Below are 21,061 nucleotides of genomic sequence, written 5' to 3' on the forward strand. Positions count from 1 at the left end.
TTCAGCGGGGCGCTCCACCCCGGCATCACCCGAGAGTGGGACGATGTCGGGGTGGTGAACCTCTACCGCGACACCGGGGTGGTGTTGCGCACGCACAAGCTGGGTGAGGCCGACCGGATCGTCACCCTGCTCACGCGCCGGCACGGCAAGGTCCGCGCCGTCGCGAAGGGCGTGCGGCGGACGTCTTCGCGGTTCGGGGCCCGGCTGGAGCCGTTCGGCCACGTCGACGTGCAGTTCTACACCGGCCGCACCCTCGACGTCATCACCCAGGTCGAGACCGTCGACGCGTTCCAGTTGCCGCTGGTCGCCGACTACCAGCGCTACACCGCGGCCAGCGCGATCGCCGAAACCGCGGACCGGCTCTCGGCCGAAGAGGGCGAACCGGTGCTCAAGCTCTACCTCCTCGTCTGCGGCGCATTGCGTTCCCTCGCCGCCGGGGAGCGTGACGCCTCCCTCGTGCTCGACGCCTTTTTCCTCCGCGCGATGTCCTACGCCGGCTGGGCGCCCGCGCTCACCGAGTGCGCCCGCTGCGGCCTGCCCGGCCCGCACGTCGCGTTCAGCGTCGCGGCCGGCGGCTCGATGTGCCCGGACTGCCGCGTCCCCGGCTCCGTGCACCCCGCGCCCGAGGTCCTGGACCTGCTCACCGCCCTGCTCCACGGCGAATGGCCGCTGGCCGAGTCGACCCAGCAGGGCACCCGCCGCGACGCGAGCGGCCTGGTCGCGGCGCACCTGCAGTGGCATCTGGAGCGTCAGCTCCGGTCCCTTCCCCTGGTCGAGCGACGTGCCCGGGAGACTGCCGTGCCATCCGGGGCTTCGCCCCGAGCCGGGGGCTCCGCCACCCGGACCCCCGAAGGACAGGGGGTGCGCGGGCAGTAGGGTCGGCCCTGATCGGTTTCACCCATCCAGGGAGGCTCGCAGTGCTGCGCAGGGGACGCGAGAGCAAGGCGTCGCGGTACGAGCTGCGGGCCCCGGATCCGCATTCGTCCGGTGCGAAGCCGCCGGAAATCCCGCGCGAGCTGGTCCCGAAGCACGTCGCGCTGGTCATGGACGGCAACGGCCGCTGGGCCAACCAGCGCGGCCTGCCGCGGATCGAAGGCCACAAGCGCGGCGAAGCGGTGATGATCGACGTCGCCGCCGGCGCCGTCGAGATCGGCGTCAAGTGGCTCTCGGTGTACGCGTTCTCGACGGAGAACTGGAAGCGCAGCCCCGAAGAGGTGCGGTTCCTGATGGGCTTCAACCGCGACACGATCCGCCGTCAGGTCGACTACCTCGGCTCGATCGGCGTGCGCATCCGCTGGGCCGGGCGGCGGCCGAAGCTGTGGGCGTCGGTGATCAAGGAACTGCAGGCGGCCGAGGAAAAGACCAAGCACAACACGGCGCTGAACATGACGATGTGCGTCAACTACGGCGGCCGCGCCGAGCTGGGTGACGCGATGCAGCGGATCGCGCGGGACGTCGCCGATGGCAAGCTGAACCCCGACAAGGTCACCGAGAAGACCATCGGCAAGTACCTGTACCAGCCGGACATGCCGGACGTGGACCTGTTCCTGCGGCCTTCGGGCGAGCAGCGGACGTCGAACTTCCTGCTGTGGCAGTCGGCCTACGCCGAGATGGTCTACCAGGACACGCTGTTCCCGGACTTCGACCGGACGCACCTGTGGCGCGCGTGCCTGGAGTTCGCGAAGCGGGATCGCCGCTTCGGCGGCGCTGTCGACCAGGCCTCGTCATGAGCGCGACCGAAGCGGCCGAGACCGCGGAACTGCTTACGCAGGCTAAGGAATCTCTCGAGCGCTACCTCGAGGTACACGTAGACGACGACGGCGCGTTGACGTTCGCCCACGGCGACGTCCCGTGCGTGATCCAGGCGACCCGGCTCGGCGAGGGTCTCACCGTGCTGACGCTGACCTGCGTCGTCGGCTGGGACCTCCCGGATGGGCCGGAGCTGTCGATCGCCGTCGCCGAGCGGGCGGGCCAGGGACTGTTCGGGACGCTGGGCGTCGGGCACTCCGACAACGGCGTGGACGTGACCCTGCGGTACGCGTTCCCGGCTGCGGGACTCGACGTGGCGGCGCTCGGGACGTTGCTGATGCTGGTGGTGTCGACGGCGTCGCAGCTGCGGACCGATTTGCCGGGAATCGAGCCCGGCGAGTAACCCACTCGGGGTGTAGTTCTCGTCGCGAACGGCGAATTCCGGTCGGAATCCGGCACTTTTCGACCGTTCGCGGCTGTGCGGCGCTCCCGCTGTCGGACCCTGCTGGCATCATCGCCTTCGTGAACATCGTTTCCGACTCGGCTCGGCGCACCCGCCGGTTCCGCATCAGCTCCGTCGAGGTGCTGTGCGCGATCCTGCTGGTCGCGATCCTCGCCCAGGGCTGGCTGCAGCAGGCGTTCGACGTGCCCGCGCTGCGCACCGGCTCGACCGTGTTCGTCGCCGTCTGCGTCCAGGCCCTGCCGTTCCTCGTGCTGGGCGTGCTGATCAGCGGGGCCATCGCGGCGTTCGTGCCGGCCCGGGTGCTGGAGAAGGTGCTGCCCCGGCGCGCGGGTGCGGCGGTCGGTGTCGCCGGGCTGGCCGGGGTCGCGCTGCCGGGCTGTGAATGCGCTTCGGTGCCGGTGGCGCGCCGGCTGATGGGGCAGGGTGTGGCGCCGGCGGCGGCGCTGACGTTCCTGCTGGCGGCGCCGGCGGTGAACCCGGTGGTGCTGGTGGCGACGGCGGTGGCGTTCCCGGGCAAGCCGGAGATGGTGCTGGCGCGCTTCGCGGGTTCGCTGGCGACGGCGATGGTGATGGGCTGGCTGTGGGCTCGCTGGGGCAAGCTGGAGTGGATCACTTCCCGGGCGTTGCGGCGCCTGCCCGAAGTCCCGCCCGGTCAGCGCTGGCGGGTGTTCGCCGAGACGGCCCGCACGGACCTGGTCGAAGCGGGTGGGTTCCTGGTGCTGGGCGCAATGATCTCGTCGGCGTTGAACGTGCTGGTGCCGGCTCGCTGGTTCGGGGTGCTGGGCGAGCAGTTGGTGCTGGGCATCGTGGTGATGGCGGTGCTGGCGGTGGTGCTGGCGCTGTGCAGCGAGGCGGACGCGTTCGTGGCGGCGTCGCTGACGGCGTTGCCGATGTTGCCGAAGCTGGTGTTCCTGGTGGTGGGACCGGCGGTGGACGTGAAGCTGTTCGCGTTGCAGGCGGGCACGTTCGGCAAGTCGTTCGCGGTGCGGTTCGCCCCGGCGACGTTCGTGGTGGCGGCCGGGTGTGCCGTGGTGGCCGGCCTGCTGGTGGGCGTGGCATGAGGCGCGAAACGCAGAACATCCTGCTGATCCTGCTCGGCGGCGCGCTGGTCAAGATCGCGGTGAACGGCGACTACCTGCGTTACGTCAAGCCGGCGCAGCAGCCGTGGATCATCGTGGGCGGGGCGGTCATGGTGCTGCTCGGCGCCGTCGCGATCGTGCGCGATCTCCTGGCCGCGCGGGCGAAAGCCGTCGACCACGACCACGACGGCCACTCCCACTCGGCGCGGCCCGCCTGGCTGCTGCTGGTGCCGGTGCTGGCGGTCTTCCTCGTCGCACCGCCCGCACTGGGCGCCGACTCGGTGATCCGCACCGAGGCACGGGTCCCGGCGAGCGCGGCCGCGGCCAACGCCGCCGCCTTCCCGCCGCTGCCCGCGGGGAACGTGGTGCCGCTGGCGGTGAACGAGTTCGTCAGCCGCGCGGGCTGGGACGCGTCGGGCACCCTCGACAACCGCACGGTCTCGTTGACGGGCTTCGTCGTGCACACGGGCGGCCGCACGCTGCTGGCCCGCCTGGTGATCAGCTGCTGCGCGGCGGACGCGTTCCCGGTGACGGTCCACCTCCGCGGCGGCGAAGCCGACCCCCTCGCGAGCGACGCGTGGATCCGGGTGACGGGCCAGGTCGTCCCCGGCACGGCGACGAAGGACAACAGCTACACGCCGGACTTCACGCTGGCTTCGATCGCGACGGTCCCCGCACCGAAGGACCCGTACGAGTACTGAGCCAGGCAACGCGAGAGGCGCTCGGCGGCAGCGACCCGGGCCCGCCGGCCGTGAGTTCGCGTGGCCGGGGGTGTCGGTCCGGCAGGCTGGGTGCGTCGCGAATGAGTCATTCGCGACGTCGGAGGTCCCGTATGAGTCATTCGCGACCTCGGGGCGGGTTGCCGATCGCGCCGATCGGCGGCCGCAACCACGCGGCAGCGGTGTCTTGAATGACTCATTCAGGTCTTCGGAGGTCTTGAATGACTCATTCAAGACCTTTCCGCGGCGGATCCGGGGTCAGTGCTCCGCGCAGGTTCCGGTGATCTCCACCGTGTGCGAGATCTCCGAAAAGCCGTGCTCGGCCGCGATCTTCTCCGCCCAGCGCTCCACCGCCGGCCCCTCGACCTCCACCGTCCGGCCGCACAGGCGGCACACCAGGTGATGGTGGTGGTGTGCCGAGCAACGCCGGTAAATCGCCTCGCCCGAGTCCGTCCTCAAGACGTCGATCTCGCCGGCCTCCGACAGCGACTGCAGCGTGCGGTAGACCGTCGTCAGGCCGATGCCGTCGCCGCGTTTGCGCAGCTCGTCGTGCAGTTCCTGGGCCGACCGGAAGTCGTCGACGGTGCTCAGCAGCTCGACGACCGCGGCCCGCTGGCGGGTCGATCGGCGCCCGGGCACCGGGGCCTGGCTTCGCGGGGCGATGGCGTTCATCATTTTCCTTCCTGCACGTGGGCGACCGCGTCGACGACGATGTGCGCCAGGTGGTCGTCGGCGAGCCGGTAGACGACCTCGCGGCCGCGGCGCTCGCCCTGGACCACCCCGGCGGTCTTCAGCACGCGCAGGTGCTGGCTGATCAGCGGCTGGGCGACGTCGAGGGCGTCGACCAGCTCGTGCACGCACCGGTCGGCCGCGCGCAGTTGCAGCACGATCGCGATCCGGACCGGGGCCGCCAGTGCGCGCAACAGGTCGCCCGCGTCGTTCAGGACCGACGCGGGCGGATGGGCCGGCGCCTCGGCCGCCACCGGGGCGCACTCCGCGAGGCCCGGCTGGGCGCCACCTCCGGTGACTGTCGCCATTCCCGCCTCCACGCTGCTCGTCATCGCCGCCGGCGACCATGAATTCCGTAGTCATTGCCGATAACGGCACCACCCATCCTAGTGTTCCCGGCGGTAGCACCCGCTCCGTCATCGCGCTCTGCGGACTACGGCCGGTCGTATTACTCCATTCGGGTGAGTTCGTGGGGAATTGCCACTTCGGCTTCGCATGTCGTGGCGGACGGTGCAAGGTTGTCGCGGAGCGTTTTGTCGCCTCTCGTACGCTGGCGACCCGCCCGAGCAGAGCAGTGGGGAGACATGATCCGTTTCGTGACGAAAGCAGCCGTCCTCACGGCCGTCCTCTTCCCGCTGGTCGGTGCCGGGGTGGCCGGGGCGCAGAGCCAGGCCGTCGACGAGAAGACCGGGCCGGTCTCGTTCGCGAACATCGCGTCGGTCCGGATCGGCAGCGCGGACCAGAAGGGCGGCGCGCTGATCACCGAGACCCAGCGCTCGCCGCTGCTGCCCGGCCAGTCGAAGCTCGGCACGGACCGCGTCACGGTCCCCAAGGACGATGGCGAGCGCGCCACCTTCGGCGGGCACTACCAGATCGACCTCGGCCGCTACACCAACGGCAACCCGTACCCGGCGGGCGTCGCGAGCCGGGACCACAACGTCGTCGCCGCGCTGCAGGCGACCACCGTGCCCACCGCCGTCGCCGAGACCAGCTACGCGCTGCGCGACAACTGGCAGGACGGCGCACAGGCGGCCGACAACACCGTGCTCGTGCTCGAAGGCGCGAAGACGGCGGTGGACTGCACCGCGCCGTCGAAGCTCACCGGCACCTCGTCGCTGACCCGGCTGTGGGTGCGCCAGGGCGGCGGGCTCGGCATCGTCCCGATGCCCGGCGGCAACGCCGGCCTCGAGCTGAAGAACCTGCGGCTCGGCCCGCCGGGCGACATCACGAACGCCAGCAGGGACACGACGCTCTCCGACCTGAAGCTGACCCGCGTCGGCGCGTTCGACCAGCTGATCCGCCAGGACGGCTGGCGAGGCGGCGACTACACCGCCGTCGCCGGCTGGCGCGTCGAGATCACCACCCACGTCAAGGACGCGGCGGGCACCGCGCTGCAGGACGTCCTGACGAACATCGTGCTCGGCGGGGTCAGCTGCTCGGTGCCGAAGGGCTTCGTCGCGAAGGCCGCGGGCTCCACCGGCGGCGGCACGAGCGCGACGCAGGCCGCGGTGCCGACGCAGGTCCCGGCCGGGTACCTCGGCGCGGCGGCGCCGGACACCGGCGGCGACGGTTCGCGGGTCCCGCTCGGCATCGGCCTGCTCTTCGGCGGGGTGTTCTTCGGGGCCGTCGCGCTGCTGCTCGGCAGGTGTCGCAAGTCCGGGACGGACTAGGTGCTGCGCACCGGGCTGGCCGCCGTCTCGGGGGCGCTGGCCGTGGCCGCGTTCGCGGCCGGGGTGATCGTGCTGACCTGGCTGCCGCCGACGGCCACGCAGGCCGCCGCACCCCCGCCTGGCTCACTGCCGGGGGAGAACGCGGCCCCGGCGGTGCTGCCCGCGGACAGCGAGTCCGCCGCGCAGCAGCGCCCGGGCACGGTCCGGCTGCCGGACGGCGCGACCGCCCGCCTGATCCGCACGGAGCTCACCGACCGCGGCGTGCTCCCGATCCCGCGCGGCCTGGGCGACGCGGCCTGGTGGGGCGCCAAGCTGGGCGCGGCCCAGGGTGCGGCGCTGCTGTCCGGGCACGTGAACTGGGAGGGGCAGCGCGGGCCGTTCGACGAGCTCTGGCGCATGCGCGACGGCGACGAGGTCAGCGTGGCCGACGCCAGGGGCGGCCGCTGGGTCTACCGCGTCGACAGCGTGGTGACGCTCCCGAAGGAGACGCTGCCGGAGCAGGCCGCGAAGTGGTTCGCCCAGGACGGCCCGCACCGCCTGGTCCTGGTGACCTGCGGCGGCGACTACGTCGGCGGCACCGAGGGCTACGACGAGAACCGCCTGGTCACGGCGAAGCTGGTGACGCGTCCCACCGGCTGATCGAGCGGTACCCCGGGGTCGCGGCGCACCTCGAAGGTCATGAACGAGTCGTTCACCGCTGGCCCCGCCAGACGTCTTGAATGACTCATTCAGGTCTTCGGAGGTTCTGAATGGGTCATTCAAGACAGCGCCAACGCTCGAGGAACCCCGAGCCGGCCTGGCCATCCCGACTTTGCCGGCACCTGGCGCCGGACGCCATGAACGAGTCGTTCATGACGTCCGCCGAGCCGGCTGTGGCGATCTCGCCGCGCCGCAGCCGGGCGCCCCGGCCTGACGCCCGTTCCCGTGCCGATCCGGTGCAACCTCCGCCACCCGTCACCGCATGTGTGTCTTCGCAACGGCACGACCAGCGAAGGAGCACAGGCGCATGCAGGAGCAGAACCCGGCGGAGCGGAAGAAGGGTCCCGGCCGCTGGTGGATCGTCGGCGTCGCCGGCGCCTTCTTGGTCGCGGCGCTCGTCGCCATGCTGCTCATCTTCACCGGAAAGGATGAACCCGCCGGCGCGAACGGCACCACCACGCCCGTCGTGGCAGCGGACCAGCCCGCCGACCGTCCCGCGAACCAGGACACCGGGCAGGCGCCCGCGCAGCTGTCCCTCCCCGGTGGCGGCGCCGCGAAGCTCGTCCAGGAGGACCTCGACACCGCAGGCGCGCTCAAGATCCCCGAAGGCCTCGACGAAGCCGCCTGGTGGGGCGCGAAACTGGGCGCCGACCACGGGGTCGCGCTGCTGTCCGGGCACGTGAACTGGAAGGGCAAGAAGGGCCCGTTCAACGAGCTGTGGCAGGTCAAGCAGGGCCAGGAGGTCAAGCTGACCGACGCCGCCGGCGGGGCCTGGGTCTACCGGGTCGACGCGACCGAGACCATCCACAAGTCCGAGCTGGCCGGCCGGTCGGAGCAGCTGTTCGACCCGGACGGCCCGCATAAGCTGCTCCTGGTCACCTGCGGTGGCGAGTACGTCGGCGGGAGCGAGGGTTACGAGGACAACCGCGTCGTGACGGCGTCGCTGGTGACCCGGCCCTAGCCTGCGCGAAAAGCGCTGGGCCCCGGCGGATACCCTGGACGTTCTAGTCCGATAACCGTCCCCGCATGCTTCCGGAGCGTGGAGTGCCCACGAACACCATCGATACCGTAGTCAGCCTGTGCAAGCGCCGTGGTTTCGTCTTCGCCAGCGGAGAGATCTACGGCGGTACCCGCTCGGCGTGGGACTACGGGCCGCTCGGGGTCGAGCTCAAGGACAACATCAAGCGCCAGTGGTGGAAGACCGTGGTCCAGGGCCGCGACGACGTCGTCGGCCTCGACTCCTCGGTGATCCTGCCGCGCCAGGTGTGGGTGGCTTCGGGGCACGTCAACGTGTTCACCGACCCGCTGATCGAGTGTCTCTCGTGCCACAAGCGGTTCCGCGCCGACCAGCTCGCCGAGGAGTACGCGGGCCGCACCGGCAAGGAGACCACCGAGGACGACCTGTCCGACGTGCCCTGCCCGAACTGCGGCACGCGCGGCAAGTACACGGCGCCGCGGGACTTCAACATGATGCTGAAGACCTACCTCGGCCCGGTGGAGTCCGAAGAGGGCCTGCACTACCTCCGTCCGGAGACCGCGCAGGGCATCTTCGTCAACTACCTCAACGTGCAGACGACGGCCCGCAAGAAGCCGCCGTTCGGCATCGGCCAGATCGGCAAGTCGTTCCGCAACGAGATCACGCCGGGCAACTTCATCTTCCGGACGCGCGAGTTCGAGCAGATGGAGATGGAGTTCTTCGTCGAGCCGGGCGAGGACGAGACCTGGCACCAGTACTGGATCGACGAGCGCACGAAGTGGTACACCGACCTCGGCATCAGCGCCGAGAACCTGCGCCACTTCGAGCACCCGAAGGAAAAGCTCTCGCACTACGCGAAGCGCACCGTCGACATCGAGTACCGGTTCGCGTTCAACGCCGGGCAGGAGTGGGGTGAGCTCGAGGGCATCGCCAACCGCACCGACTTCGACCTGACCACGCACTCGAACCACTCGGGCGTGGACCTGTCGTACTTCGACCCCACCTCGAAGCAGCGGTTCCGGCCGTTCGTGATCGAGCCGGCGGCCGGTGTCGGCCGGTCGATGATGGCGTTCCTGATCGACGCCTACCACGAAGACGAGGTGCCGAACGCCAAGGGCGGCACCGAGAAGCGGGTGGTCCTGAAGCTCGACCCGCGGCTCGCGCCGTACAAGGCCGCGGTGCTGCCGCTGTCGCGCAACGCCGACCTGACCCCGAAGGCGAAGGCCGTCGCCGACCTGCTGCGCAAGCACTGGAACATCGACTTCGACGACGCCGGGTCGATCGGCAAGCGCTACCGCCGCCAGGAGGAGATCGGCACGCCGTACTGCGTGACGGTCGACTTCGACAGCCTCGACGACAACGCCGTCACGGTCCGCGACCGCGACACCATGGCGCAGGAACGCGTCGCGATCGACAAGCTGGAGTCCTACCTGGCCGGCCGCCTGATCGGCTGCTGAACCACCCGGGGCCCGGGTACCCCTGACACCTGTCACGGCCAGGTCGTGACGCACGATCTGGGGACCCGGGCCCGCCGGGCGGCAGCCTGGGGGCATGCGAGAAACAGACATCCAGGCGGTGGCGGCGGGGGCCGCGGTCCACCTCACCGCCCTGCGCAAGCACTACGGCGACGTCCACGCGGTCGACGGCGTCGACCTGACGATCGCCCCGGGCGAGGTGGTCGCCCTGCTCGGCCCCAACGGCGCCGGCAAGTCCACCACCGTCGACATGATCCTCGGCCTGACCACGCCGGACGCCGGTGACGTCCGCGTGTTCGGCCGGAAGCCGATCGACGCCGTCCGCGCCGGCCTGATCGGCGCGATGCTGCAGGGCGGTGCCCTGATGGACGACCTGACCGTCGGGGAGACCGTCGGCATGGTCGCGGCGCTGCACCGCCGGCCGATGCCCGTCGCCGAAGCCCTGCGCGCCGCCGGGATCGAGGAGCTGGCCGGGCGTCGCGCCAACAAGCTGTCCGGCGGGCAGAAGCAGCGTGTGCGCTTCGCCGTCGCCCTGGTCAGCGACCCCGACCTGCTGATCCTCGACGAGCCGACGGCCGCGATGGACGTCGGGACCCGCCGTGAGTTCTGGCAGTCGATGTACTCGTTCACCGAGTCCGGCCGCACGGTCGTGTTCGCGACGCACTACCTCGAAGAGGCCGAGGAGTTCGCCGACCGGGTGGTGCTGATGCGGCGCGGCCGGGTCGTCGCCGACGGCTCGGTCGCCGAGGTCCGCGCGCTGGCGGGCGGCCGCACCCTGCGGGCCGCCGTCCCGGGCGCTACCGAAGCCGTCGTCGCGGCCCTGCCCGGCGTCAAGGAGTTCGAGCTGCGCGGCGACCGCGTCGCGATCTCCACCGGCGACTCCGACGCGACGCTGTGGGCGCTCAAAGCCGCGGTGCCCGCCGTGCACGACGTCGAGATCAGCGCCGTCGGCCTCGAAGGCGCCTTCCTCTCCCTGACCGCCGACGAGACCCCGGAGTCCGTGCGATGAACGCCGCCTACCTGCTCACCGAGATCCGCCGGAACTTCCGGGCGCCGCGGTTCCTGATCTTCGTCGTCGCGTTCCCGGTGCTGATGTTCCTGTTGCAGACCAACGTCTTCGTCAAGGCGGACGCGGCCGACCACGCGCAGATCGCCGCCGTCATCATGATCAACATGATGACGTTCGGGACGTTCGCCGCGGCCAACACCAGCGGCGCCCGCCTCGCGCTGGAACGCGCGCTCGGCTGGCAGCGCCAGCTGCGGCTGACCCCGCTGACCGGGCCCGGCTACCTGGCGGGCAAGGGCCTGTCGGGGATGCTCGTCGGGCTGCCCGCGCTGATCCTCGTGCCGGTGCTCGCCGTGACCATGGAAGGCGTGCACCTCGACGCCGGCGGCTGGGTCCGGATCTTCGCCGGGATCTGGCTCGGCACCATCCCGCTGGTGCTGCTGGGCCTGCTGATCGGGCAGTTCGGCACGCCGGAGTCCATGCAGCCGATCAGCATGCTGGTCACCCTCGGCATGGGCTTCCTGGGCGGGCTGTGGATCCCGATCGAGGGCATGCCGGGCTGGCTGCACGACGTCGCGCAGATCATGCCGACGTACTGGGTGCTGCAGCTCGCGCGACCCGCGGTGACCAGCGACATGGTGGTCTCGTTGCCGCAGGCCGCGGGGGTGCTCGCGGCGTGGACGGTCGTGCTGGGGGCGCTGGTGATCAGGCGTTACCGTAAGGACAGCGCCCGCGTTTGAGGGCCGGAGAAGGGCGAGGAACGGCGATGGCGAAGTCCGAGAGGCGCGCGTTCGGGCTGAACACCAGGGAAGCGTGGTGGGACGACCCGCTGTCCGACGAGGGCGGTGGCCCGGACCGGGTCCGCTGGCCGATCATGGGCGCGGCCTTCCTGCTGCCGTTCCTCATCCCGGTCACGAAGTCGCTGGTTGCCCGACCCGAGGTCGACGTCGAGGTCGTGCTCACCGGCGTGCTGGTCTACGCGTACGCGCTGTGCTACCTGCTGTTCCCGATCGTCTTCAGCCGGCCGCGGGCGGTGAAGCTGGGCTTCGGCATCGGGATGAACGTGCTGGGCCTCGCCGTGGTCGCGGCGGCCTCGGCGAACCCGTTCATCCTGCTCTACGGCACGGCGGTGATGGTCTTCCTGACCCCGGCCGCCTGGGCGGTGATCGTCGACGTCGCGACGCTGCTGGCCGGGGCCCTGGTGCTGGTGGCCGAGGGGAAGTTCCTGGACGACTACGGCGACCTGATCACCGTCGGCTCGGTGACGCTGGCGATGTTCTTCATGGCCAACCTCATTCGCGCGGTCCGGCGGCTCGAGCAGGCCAACAAGGAGATCGCCACCCTCGCGGTCGCCAACGAACGCCAGCGCGTCGCCCGTGACCTGCACGACCTGCTCGGCCACAGCCTCACCACGATCACCGTCAAGGCGGGGTTGGCCCGGCGGGTGCTCGAAAGTTCGGCGGACATCCCGCGGGCGGTCGAGGAGATCCGCGAGGTCGAGAGCCTGACCCGCAGCGCACTTTCCGACGTCCGCGCGACCGTGTCGGAGTACCGGGAGGTGTCGTTGTCGGCCGAGATCGTCGGCGCCCGGGCGGCGTTGCGGGCCGCGGAGATCGACGCCGACCTGCCGCACGCGGTCGACAACGTGCGGCCCGAGTTCCAGAGCGTCTTCGGGTACGTGCTGCGCGAAGCCGTGACGAACGTGCTGCGGCACTCCGGCGCCAAGCAGGTCAAGGTGAAGCTGGGGGACACCTGGCTGGAGGTCGAGGACGACGGCCGGGCCACCGAGGTCGTCCAGGGCAACGGCCTGCGCGGGCTGACCGAGCGGCTGGCCGCGGCCGGGGGCACCCTGCGGGCGTCGGCCCGGTCCGGGGGAGGATTGCTGGTGCGGGCGGAGATCCCGCTGCCGGAACCCCGCGCGGCCGCCCCGGCCGTGCGCGCCGAACCCGCTGGAGGACTCGCTTGATCCGGGTGTTGCTGGCCGACGACCAGGCCATGGTGCGCGGTGCGCTGGCGACCGTGCTGGGCCTCGAATCGGACATCGAGGTGGTCGGGCAGGTCGGCTCCGGCGACGAGGTGGTGGCCGCCGCGCGCGAGGCCAAGCCCGACGTCGCCCTGCTCGACGTGCAGATGCCGGGCAAGGACGGGCTGGAGGCGGCGGCCGACCTGCGGGCCGCACTGCCGTCGTGCCGGGTGATCATCTGCACGACGTTCGGCCGGCCCGGCTACCTGGCGCGCGCGATGGCGGCGGGCGCGGCCGGGTTCGTCGTCAAGGACGCCCCGCCCGAGCAGCTCGTCGAGGCCGTCCGTCGAGTCCACAGTGGACTGAGAGTGGTGGACCCCGCGCTGGCCGCCGAGTCGCTGGCCACCGGCGCCAGCCCGCTCACCGGGCGCGAGCGGGATGTGCTGCGGGAAGCCAAGGACGGCAGCACGGTGGCCGACGTGGCGCGCGCCCTGCATCTGTCGGAGGGGACCGTGCGCAACCACCTTTCCGCCGCCATCGGCAAGACCGGTGCCCGGACGCGGGCCGAAGCGGTCCGCGTCTCCGAGGAGCGCGGCTGGCTCTGAGCGGCCGCCGGCCTTCTGACAAGATGGGCCGGGTGGGTACCGCTGAACGCACGAAACCGACGCGCGCGAGCTGGGCGCGCCGGATCGCCTTCGGCACGGTCCTCATGCTGCTCGCGCTCGTCGGCGGCACGGCGTTCCGCGTCTGGCAGGTCGCGCGCGAGAACGACCGGACGCCCGCCGACGTGATCGTGGTGCTGGGCGCGGCGCAGTACAACGGCAAGCCGTCGGACATCTACGCGGCGCGGCTGGTCAAGGCGAAGCAGCTCTACGACGCGGGCGTCGCGAAGACGATCGTCACCGCCGGCGGCAAGAAGGCCGAGGACAACTTCACCGAGGCCCGCGCCGGCCAGCTCTGGCTGACCCGCCACGGCGTGCCGTCGTCCGCGACGCTGGCGGTCGGGGAAGGCAGCGACACGCTGCGCAGCCTCCGGGCGGTCGCGGACGAGGTCCAGGGGCGCGGCTGGCACACGGCGGTGCTCGTCAGCGACCCGTGGCACTCCTTCCGCGCCCGGACCATGGCCGACGACCTGGGGCTGGACGCCTGGACCGCGCCGACGCACAGCGGGCCGATCGTGCAGGAACGCGTCACCCAGGTGCGCTACATCATCCGCGAGACCGGCGCGCTGCTGTACTACCGGCTGACGAAGACCCCGGCCGACGATCTCTTCGCCACTTTCCTCGGGTGAGTTTTGTCGGTGGCCGCGTTTAGGCTGGTCGGGTGGACTACACCGAGCACGACACCGCCCGCCTGCTGCCGGAGCCGGCGAAGGGCGCGGCGCTGCCCGGCACGCGCGCGGACGGGCGCAGCGCGTTCTCCCGCGACCGGGCCCGCGTGCTGCACTCGGCGGCGCTGCGGCGGCTCGCCGGCAAGACCCAGGTGGTCGGGCCGGGGGAGGGCGCCGAGATCACCGGCGTCCCGCGCACCCGGCTGACGCACTCGCTGGAGGTCGCCCAGATCGGGCGGGGCATCGCGGAAGAGCTGGGCGCGGACCCGGACCTGGCCGACACCGCGGGGCTGGCGCACGACATCGGGCACCCGCCGTTCGGGCACAACGGCGAGCGCGCGCTCGACGAGGTGGCTGCAGCCTGCGGCGGCTTCGAGGGCAACGCGCAGACGTTGCGCATCCTCACCCGGCTGGAGCCGAAGCTGCTGTCCGCCGACGGCGACCCGGTGGGGCTCAACCTGACCCGCGCGTGCCTGGACGCGACCACGAAGTACCCGTGGCCGCGCAAGCCGGGGCAGGTGAAGTACGGCGTGTACGCCGACGACGTCCCGGTGTTCTCCTGGGTCCGGCAGGGTGCGCCGGCGGAGCGGACGTGCCTGGAAGCGCAGATCATGGACTGGGCGGACGACGTCGCGTACTCGGTGCACGACGTCGAGGACGGGGTGCTGGCCGGCCGGATCAAGCTGCGCGTGCTCGCCCACCCGGACGAGCGCGCGGCCGTCGCCGAGGCCGCGGCCAAGCACTTCTCGGCGCAGTCGGTGTCCACTTTGGAGGATGCGGCGGCGGAGCTGCTGGCGTTGCCGGTGGTGGCGGAGCTGGCGTCGGCCGAGCCGGACGGTTCCCCGGGAGCGCAGGTGGCGTTGAAGCGGTTGACGAGCGAGCTGGTCGGCCGCTTCACGACGGCGGCGGTCACGGGCACCCGCGCGGAGTTCGGCGAGGGACCGCTGGGGCGGTACCGGGCGCGGCTGTGCGTCCCGGAGCAGGTCGCGGCCGAAGTGGCGCTGCTGAAGGCGCTGGCGCTGCGGTACGTGATGAGCGACCGCCGCCGGCTGGCGATGCAGGAGGGGCAGCGCGAGCTGCTGGTGGAGCTGGTCCACGCGCTGGCCCGGCGGGCGCCGGAGTCGCTGGACCCGCTGTTCGTCCCGGCCTGGAAGGCGGCCCGCGACGACGCGGGGTTGCTGCGGGTGGTGATCGACCAGGTCGCTTCCCTCACCGACGCGCAGGCCCACACGTGGTACTCCTGGCACGTGACCCGCCACCACCGCTGACCCGCTGTTCACCCGTGTGCAAAGAGGCATCAAGCGTGCTTGGAGGGGCATCACGGGTGATGCCTCCTCAATCACGGGTGATGCCCCCTCAATCACGCGAGATGCCCTCCCGATCACGCGAACCGACTGTCCGGGTACGCGAGCCGACCTCTCCGGTACGCCGGACGGCGCTCGGCGTGGTGCGGACCTGGTCGCCGGGTGGTTCTGGCATGCGGTTGTGCGGGTGCGCGTGGGGGATTTGTCACCCTTGGGCGGAGTTCCGCGTGGCCGCCCGGTGGGGTGAACCGTTCCGGTAGTCTCGCCCGCATGGCCACGGACAGCCACCTCCGGTTCGCCCTCGCCGTCCACGCGGCCCTCGGTGCCGAGGGCGGGAACTCCTGTTTCTCGCCTTATTCGGTGGCCAGTGCGCTGACCCTGGCCGCGCTGGCCGCGCGGGGGGAGACCCGCGAGGAGCTCGTCGCCCTGCTCGGGGATCCCGACCAGCAGACCGTCCTGCTGCGAGAGGCCGCGCAGCTCGTCGAAGAGGCCCGGGGCGAGCAAGCCGAACTGGCCGTCTCGAACACGCTGTGGGCCGACGACCGGCTCCCGCTCGAAGACTCCTTCAAGGCCGAGCTGGCCGGATGGCCCGGTGCCGCCGTCGCGAGCGCGCCCTTCGAGCACGAGCCCGAAGCCGCGCGCGCCCTGATCAACGACGACGTCGGGCGCACCACGCGTGGCCTCATCCCGCAGCTGCTGCCGCCCGGCTCGATCGACCGGGACGTCGCGGCCGTGCTGGTCAACGCCCTCTACCTCAAGGCCGCGTGGAAGCTGCCGTTCCGCGAGGCGAACACCGGCGACGCGCCGTTCCACGCGCCGTCCGGCACCCGGGACGTCCCGACCATGTGGCTCAGCGAGCGCGTCGGCTACGCGCACGCCGCCGGCTGGCAGGCCGTGCAGCTGGTGGCGGCGGGCGGCCTGCAGGCCGTGGTGCTGCTGCCCGACGGCGATCTCGCCGAAGCCGAAGCGTCACTTGACCAGGGCGTGTTGACGAGCCTGCTCGACGGGATCGCTTTCAAGCCCGTCGAACTAGCGCTGCCGAAGATTTCGCTGGACGTCGCCAGCTCGCTCACCGGCGTGCTGCGCGGCCTCGGCGTCCGCACGATGTTCACCGACGAGGCCGACCTGAGCGGGCTCTCCCCGGACCCACGGCTGACCGTGTCCGAGGTGCTGCACCAGGCCGTGCTGCGAGTGGACGAACAAGGCTTCGAGGGGGCCGCGGCGACCGCGCTGACCATGCGCCTCACCTCGATGATCATCGACGACCCGGTCACCGTCACGGTCGACCGGCCGTTCCTGCTGCTGGTCCGGCACGCCGGCACCGGGGCCCTCCACTTCCTCGCCAGGGTGGTCGAACCGTGAGCTTGAAGTCCGAAGCCGTCCCCGAACTCGTTCCGCCCGCTCCCGAACCACCCGAAGGCCCGAAGCGCTGGGCGTGGCAGGACTCCGCCATCACCGGCGGGTTCCTGCTGTTCACGATCCTGCTGTACAACGGGCTCTGGTTCGACCTCAAGCGCGGTTACCTCTGGAACGGTGCCGCCGACCAGAGCCAGTGGGAGTGGTACTCGACGGTCGTCGCGAAGGCCGTGCTGCACTTCCAGAACCCGTTCACCACGGACCTCCAGAACTACCCGCACGGCGTCAACATGGCGGCGAACGCGGCGATGTTCGGCCTGAACGTCCCGCTCGCCCCGATCACGCTGACCTTCGGCGCGACGCTGACGTGGGCGATCGTGCTCACCGCCGGGCTCGCCGGCACCGCGACCGGCTGGTACTGGGTGTTCTCCCGCCACCTGGTGCCGAACCGCACGGCGGCCGCGATCGGCGGCGCGTTCTGCGGCTTCGCCCCGCCGATGATCTCTCACGGCAACGCGCACCCGAACTTCGTCGTGCTGTTCGTGCTGCCGTTCATCGCGCTCAAGACGATCCAGCTCGCCCACGGCGAACGCCCGGTGCGCAACGGGATCGTGCTCGGGCTGCTCGTCGCGTGGCAGATCCTGCTGGGCGAAGAGCCGCTGATGATCTTCGCGCTGACCTTCGTCGTGTTCGCGATCGCCTACCTGATCCCGCACCGCGCGGAGATCCGCGGCATGCTGGCGCCGCTGGCCAAGGGGATCGGCATCGGCGCGGTCGTCGCGCTGCTCATCGCCGGGTTCCCGTTGTACTGGCAGTTCTTCGGCCCGCAGAGCTTCCACTCGCTGCTGCACGGCTCGGCGGGCAACGACACGGCGGCGTTCACGCGCTTCGCGACGCAGTCGATCGCCGGCGCGCCCGAGGCCGCGGCGGACGTGTCGATGAACCGCACCGAGGAGAACGCGTTCTTCGGCTGGCCGCTGATCGTGCTCATGGTCGTGCTCACGATCTGGCTCTGGCGCGACGTCGTGTCGCGCGCGCTGGCGATCACGATGTACGTGATGGCCCTCCTTTCGCTGGGCATCGAAATCACGGTGGCGCACGACGACACCGGCATCCCGGGTCCGTGGAAGTGGCTGGGCCAGCTGCCGCTGCTGGACTCGCTGCTCGAATCCCGGCTCGCGATGGGCTGCATCCCCGTGGTCGGCGGGCTCCTGGCGATCGCGACGCACCGCGTCTGGACGGCGGCGGCCGAGCAACCGGAACCCCTGGACGGCAAAGCCCGGTTCCCGCTGCGCATGATCTGGATCGGCGCGGTGGTGGCGGTGCTGCTGCCCATCGCGCCGACGGAGCTGGTGACGCACGAACGCCCGCTCTCACCTCCGTTCTTCGCCGACGGGATCTGGCGCCAGTACATCGCCCCCGGCGGTTCGCTCGTGCCGGTCCCGCTGCCGAGCACCGGCGAGGCCGAGCCGCTGCACTGGCAGGTCGACGCGGGCCTCGGCTACCCGATGCCCGAGGGCTACTTCGTCGGCCCGACCTCCCCGGACGACCGCCGCGGCCGCTACGGCGCGGTGCCCCTGCCGACCTCGGATCTGTTCGCCGAGGTGGAGAAGACGGGACAGGCCGCGGACGTCACCGAAGCCGACCGCACCCAGGCGCTGACCGACCTGCGCGCCTGGAACGCGGACGTGCTGGTGGTCGGCCCCCGCCAGAACCAGGAAGCGCTGAAGTCCACTGTGGAACTCCTGCTGCGCAAGCCGGCGGAGTTCGTCGGCGGGGTGTGGGTCTGGGACGTGCGCGCCCTGACGCCGTGACCGGCCGCTCGACGCCGCGATCAGGCCTTCGCGGCGTCCAGCAGGATCGCGATCAGCTCCTTCGGTTGAGACAGCATCGGCCAGTGCCCGGTGTCCATCTCCACCAGCTGCCAGCGGTCGCTTGTCAGTAGTTCGGCGACGTCCGGGCTCGGCGTTTCGCCGTCGAGCAGGCACTTGATGTACGTCGCCGGGAGCTCGCCCAGCGGACGCGAAAGCACCGCGGGTTCGGTCAGCGACGCGGCCGGGTGCGGGGTCGAGCCCTCGACGATCCGGGCGACCTCGGCGTCCGAAAGCCCTTGCCCCGCAAAGTCTTCCGCGGTCAGCGGCGGCCAGAAGCCGCGCTCGGTGAGCGCCGTCACCTGCGCCTCGGACCAGCCGGAGGTGAAGGACTCCCCGTCGGCCGGCACGTTGGAGTCGACGAACACCGCGCGCCTCAGCCGGTCGCCGATCCGTTCGGCCGCCTGCCCGGCCGGGATGCCGGAGTAGCTGTGCCCAACCACCACGACGTCGCGCAAGTCGCCTTGCGAGACGACGTCGACGATGTCCTGCACGTGCCGTTGCTGCCCGGCGGGCACCTCGCGTTTTTCGGCGACCCCGGACAACGTCACCGCGTGCGCGCCATGACCCGCTTCACGCAGCCCAGGAACGACGTCGTCCCACGCCCACGAACCGAGCCAAGCGCCTGCTACCAGTACGAATTCAGCCATGCCGGAAACCTAGTGGAGGGGTCCGACAATTTCGGTAGAGTCGGCGCCCGTGACCTCAGTGGACGACCAGGGGCGGACCGAGCCGCCCGTCGACGGCGACGAAGCCGCGATCCTGCTCGGTTTCCTGGACTTTCACCGCGACACCCTGGCGTGGAAGTGCGCCGGGCTGGACGAAGCGGGCCTGCGCGCGACGCACCCGCCGGCCACGCTGACGCTGGGCGGACTGCTCAAGCACCTCGCGTACGTGGAGGACTACTGGTTCTCCTGCGTCCTGTTCGACCGCGAGCCGGCGGAGCCGTGGAACACCGTCGACTGGCGCGAAAACCCGGACTGGGATTGGGATTCCGCGGCGGAGGACTCGCCCGAGCAACTCCGTGAGCTCTGGCAGGGGGCGGTGACGCGGTCGCGCGAGCTTTACGCGGCGGCGTTGGGGAACGGTGACCTTTCGCAGCCGTCGAAGCACACGCGGCGGGACGGTACTTCGCCGAGCCTGCGCTGGATCCTGGTCCACATGATCGAGGAGTACTGCCGCCACAACGGTCACGCCGACCTGATCCGCGAATCGATCGACGGCAGTACCGGGGAATAGCTCAGCGGTTCTTGGTGACCGCGTCGGCGTCGATGCACAGGTGGCCGTCCTGCATGGCGATCCCGAGGACGTGCGTTTCGGTGGTGTCCGGGCGGCCGTCGCGGTAGTGCAGCCGGATCCGCGCGGTCACCGTGCTGCCCTCGACCGCGGGCGTCCCGACGACCTCGGCGCCGCTGAACTTGCTCCAGAACTTGTCGTAGCTGTCCCGCGTCCGCAGCCGCAGGTTCGGGCCGATCAGGTCCCAGCCGGAGTCGGTGTCCGGCATCAGCCCGTAGTAGTGGACGACGAAGCCGGAAAGGTCCCCGGGGGATGGCCGGCTCGCAGTCGCCGTGGGCACCTCGCCGGGGACGGTCGTCTCCGGCACCGGGGTGGTCGTGCGGACCGGGACCGGTGCGGCGAGCGGCGCCGAGGTCGGTGTTCCGACCGGGGTCCGCGACAGCAGGGCGGGCAGGGCGATCAGCGCGCCGACGCCGCCGAGCAGCAGGACTGTGACGATCGTGAGCGCGACCAGGAGGCCGGTCTTGCGCCGCGGCGGAGCGTCCGGTTCGACCCTGGTGAAAGCCCGGGTCGCGGCGGGTGGGGCCGCGAAGTCGTGGCGCGCCGGCGGCGAGCCGAGTGCGGCGCTCGCGCCCGCCGCGAGAGCCGCGGCGGTGGGGTACCGGTCGTCCGGGCTCTTCGCCATGCCCCGGGCCACGACGCCGTCGAGCGCTTCGGGGATGCCCGGGCGCAGCCGGCTCGGGCGTGGCGGCGCCTGGTTCAGGTGGGCGTTGAGGAGGGACGCGGCCGTCGTCGCGGCGAACGGTTTGGTGGCGGTCAGGCACTGGTGCAGGACACATGCCACGGCGTAGACGTCGACGCGCTGGTCGGGCCGGGCACCGGTGAACCGTTCGGGGGCCATGTAGTCGAGCGTGCCGATCGCCGCGCCCGCGCCGGTCAGCCCGCTCGTCGACTCTTGTGACCGCGCGATCCCGAAATCCACCAGGTAGGCGAATCCGCTTCTGTTCAGGAGGACGTTCGACGGCTTGACATCCCGATGGACCAGGCCCTCGGCGTGCGCGGCGGTGAGGGCCTGGGCGATCTGGCCGACCACGTCGACGGCTTCGCCCGGGTCCATCGGTCCACGCGTGTTCAGCCGCGTCGCCAGGTCTTCGCCTTCGACGAGCCGCATGTCCAGGTAGAGGCGGCCGTCGATTTCCCCGAACGCGTGAATCGGCACGATGTGCGGCTCGCGCAGCCTGGCCGCCGCGTGCGCTTCGCGGCGGAAGCGTTCGCGGAACTCTTCGTCGGCGGCGAGGTGCGGTGGCAGCACCTTCAACGCGACGACCCGGTCGAGCCGGGTGTCGCGGGCGCGCAGGACTTCACCCATGCCGCCGCGCGCGATCGGCCGTTCGATCCGGTACGGCCCGAATTCCGGGTTCACGTGGCTCCTTCGC

Annotated in this window: 22 protein-coding genes; 18 read left to right on the forward strand and 4 right to left on the reverse strand. The window is 71.3% G+C overall.

The window, feature by feature from the left end; translation table 11 throughout:
* Positions 1–51: 51 nt before the first annotated feature.
* The 5 genes from recO to AB0M59_RS10550 all read left to right on the forward strand — a co-directional run bounded on the left by recO (position 52) and on the right by AB0M59_RS10550 (position 3,992).
* A complete protein-coding gene (gene recO, locus AB0M59_RS10530) occupies positions 52–876 on the forward strand; it encodes a DNA repair protein RecO (protein WP_364611921.1) in 825 nt (274 codons plus the stop codon).
* Positions 877–917: 41 nt separating this feature from the next.
* Positions 918–1,730 carry an isoprenyl transferase gene (locus AB0M59_RS10535; protein WP_364611924.1) on the forward strand — a complete coding sequence of 271 codons (813 nt, stop codon included), beginning with the start codon at positions 918–920 and terminating at the stop codon, positions 1,728–1,730.
* Positions 1,727–2,152: a hypothetical protein gene (locus AB0M59_RS10540; protein WP_364611927.1), complete on the forward strand. Its 426-nt coding sequence runs from the start codon at positions 1,727–1,729 to the stop codon at positions 2,150–2,152. Before AB0M59_RS10535 ends, AB0M59_RS10540 begins: the two co-directional genes overlap by 4 nt.
* A 119-nt stretch (positions 2,153–2,271) precedes the next feature.
* On the forward strand, positions 2,272–3,273 hold the full coding sequence (locus AB0M59_RS10545) for a permease (protein WP_364611930.1): 1,002 nt from the start codon (positions 2,272–2,274) through the stop codon (positions 3,271–3,273).
* A complete protein-coding gene (locus tag AB0M59_RS10550; RefSeq protein ID WP_364611933.1) occupies positions 3,270–3,992 on the forward strand; it encodes a TIGR03943 family protein in 723 nt (240 codons plus the stop codon). The genes AB0M59_RS10545 and AB0M59_RS10550 overlap by 4 nt, the downstream gene beginning before the upstream one ends.
* A gap of 276 nt (positions 3,993–4,268) precedes the next feature.
* Here the strand turns inward: AB0M59_RS10550 and AB0M59_RS10555 are convergent, their stop codons facing one another.
* Positions 4,269–4,682: a Fur family transcriptional regulator gene (locus AB0M59_RS10555; RefSeq protein ID WP_364612223.1), complete on the reverse strand. Its 414-nt coding sequence runs from the start codon at positions 4,680–4,682 to the stop codon at positions 4,269–4,271.
* The gene (locus AB0M59_RS10560; RefSeq protein WP_364611936.1) at positions 4,682–5,047 is read right to left on the reverse strand and encodes a metalloregulator ArsR/SmtB family transcription factor; all 366 of its coding nucleotides are present in this window, start codon (positions 5,045–5,047) and stop codon (positions 4,682–4,684) included. Before AB0M59_RS10560 ends, AB0M59_RS10555 begins: the two co-directional genes overlap by 1 nt.
* A 276-nt stretch (positions 5,048–5,323) precedes the next feature.
* Here AB0M59_RS10560 and AB0M59_RS10565 point away from each other — a divergent pair, with 276 nt between their 5' ends.
* The 12 genes from AB0M59_RS10565 to AB0M59_RS10620 all read left to right on the forward strand — a co-directional run bounded on the left by AB0M59_RS10565 (position 5,324) and on the right by AB0M59_RS10620 (position 18,332).
* Complete coding sequence (locus AB0M59_RS10565) at positions 5,324–6,409, forward strand: hypothetical protein (protein WP_364611939.1); 1,086 nt, start codon at positions 5,324–5,326, stop codon at positions 6,407–6,409.
* Positions 6,410–7,048: a class F sortase gene (locus tag AB0M59_RS10570; RefSeq protein ID WP_364611942.1), complete on the forward strand. Its 639-nt coding sequence runs from the start codon at positions 6,410–6,412 to the stop codon at positions 7,046–7,048. It begins immediately after the preceding gene.
* Positions 7,049–7,415: 367 nt separating this feature from the next.
* On the forward strand, positions 7,416–8,069 hold the full coding sequence (locus AB0M59_RS10575; protein ID WP_364611945.1) for a class F sortase: 654 nt from the start codon (positions 7,416–7,418) through the stop codon (positions 8,067–8,069).
* An 83-nt stretch (positions 8,070–8,152) separates the two neighbouring features.
* On the forward strand, positions 8,153–9,541 hold the full coding sequence (locus AB0M59_RS10580) for a glycine--tRNA ligase (protein ID WP_364611948.1): 1,389 nt from the start codon (positions 8,153–8,155) through the stop codon (positions 9,539–9,541).
* Positions 9,542–9,635: 94 nt separating this feature from the next.
* Positions 9,636–10,568 (forward strand): ABC transporter ATP-binding protein, encoded by a 933-nt coding sequence (locus AB0M59_RS10585; protein WP_364611951.1) that lies wholly within the window; start codon positions 9,636–9,638, stop codon positions 10,566–10,568.
* Positions 10,565–11,305: an ABC transporter permease gene (locus AB0M59_RS10590; protein ID WP_364611954.1), complete on the forward strand. Its 741-nt coding sequence runs from the start codon at positions 10,565–10,567 to the stop codon at positions 11,303–11,305. The genes AB0M59_RS10585 and AB0M59_RS10590 overlap by 4 nt, the downstream gene beginning before the upstream one ends.
* 26 nt (positions 11,306–11,331) lie before the next feature.
* Positions 11,332–12,531 carry a sensor histidine kinase gene (locus AB0M59_RS10595; protein ID WP_364611957.1) on the forward strand — a complete coding sequence of 400 codons (1,200 nt, stop codon included), beginning with the start codon at positions 11,332–11,334 and terminating at the stop codon, positions 12,529–12,531.
* Positions 12,528–13,133: a response regulator transcription factor gene (locus AB0M59_RS10600; protein WP_284741954.1), complete on the forward strand. Its 606-nt coding sequence runs from the start codon at positions 12,528–12,530 to the stop codon at positions 13,131–13,133. The genes AB0M59_RS10595 and AB0M59_RS10600 overlap by 4 nt, the downstream gene beginning before the upstream one ends.
* A gap of 32 nt (positions 13,134–13,165) precedes the next feature.
* Positions 13,166–13,819, forward strand: coding sequence for a YdcF family protein (locus AB0M59_RS10605; RefSeq protein WP_364611960.1), 654 nt, complete (start codon positions 13,166–13,168; stop codon positions 13,817–13,819).
* Between the two features lie 32 nt (positions 13,820–13,851).
* On the forward strand, positions 13,852–15,126 hold the full coding sequence (locus AB0M59_RS10610; protein ID WP_364611963.1) for a deoxyguanosinetriphosphate triphosphohydrolase: 1,275 nt from the start codon (positions 13,852–13,854) through the stop codon (positions 15,124–15,126).
* A gap of 306 nt (positions 15,127–15,432) precedes the next feature.
* The gene (locus AB0M59_RS10615; RefSeq protein ID WP_364611966.1) at positions 15,433–16,524 is read left to right on the forward strand and encodes a serpin family protein; all 1,092 of its coding nucleotides are present in this window, start codon (positions 15,433–15,435) and stop codon (positions 16,522–16,524) included.
* Positions 16,521–18,332, forward strand: coding sequence for a glycosyl transferase (locus AB0M59_RS10620; protein ID WP_364611968.1), 1,812 nt, complete (start codon positions 16,521–16,523; stop codon positions 18,330–18,332). The genes AB0M59_RS10615 and AB0M59_RS10620 overlap by 4 nt, the downstream gene beginning before the upstream one ends.
* 20 nt (positions 18,333–18,352) lie before the next feature.
* On the opposite strand, the gene AB0M59_RS10625 is transcribed toward AB0M59_RS10620, so the two are convergent.
* Entirely contained in the window at positions 18,353–19,039 is a 687-nt protein-coding gene (locus tag AB0M59_RS10625) for an alpha/beta hydrolase (RefSeq protein WP_364611971.1), read from the reverse strand.
* A gap of 49 nt (positions 19,040–19,088) precedes the next feature.
* On the opposite strand from AB0M59_RS10625, the gene AB0M59_RS10630 reads away from it, so the two are divergent.
* Positions 19,089–19,628, forward strand: a complete 540-nt coding sequence (locus AB0M59_RS10630) for a DinB family protein (protein ID WP_364611974.1) — start codon at positions 19,089–19,091, stop codon at positions 19,626–19,628.
* Position 19,629: 1 nt separating this feature from the next.
* Here AB0M59_RS10630 and AB0M59_RS10635 read toward each other — a convergent pair whose 3' ends face one another.
* Positions 19,630–21,048, reverse strand: a complete 1,419-nt coding sequence (locus AB0M59_RS10635; RefSeq protein ID WP_364611977.1) for a serine/threonine-protein kinase — start codon at positions 21,046–21,048, stop codon at positions 19,630–19,632.
* Positions 21,049–21,061 lie beyond the last annotated feature (13 nt).

Source organism: Amycolatopsis sp. NPDC051371, from assembly GCF_040682155.1.
In the GTDB taxonomy this organism is placed as follows: Bacteria; Actinomycetota; Actinomycetes; order Mycobacteriales; family Pseudonocardiaceae; genus Amycolatopsis.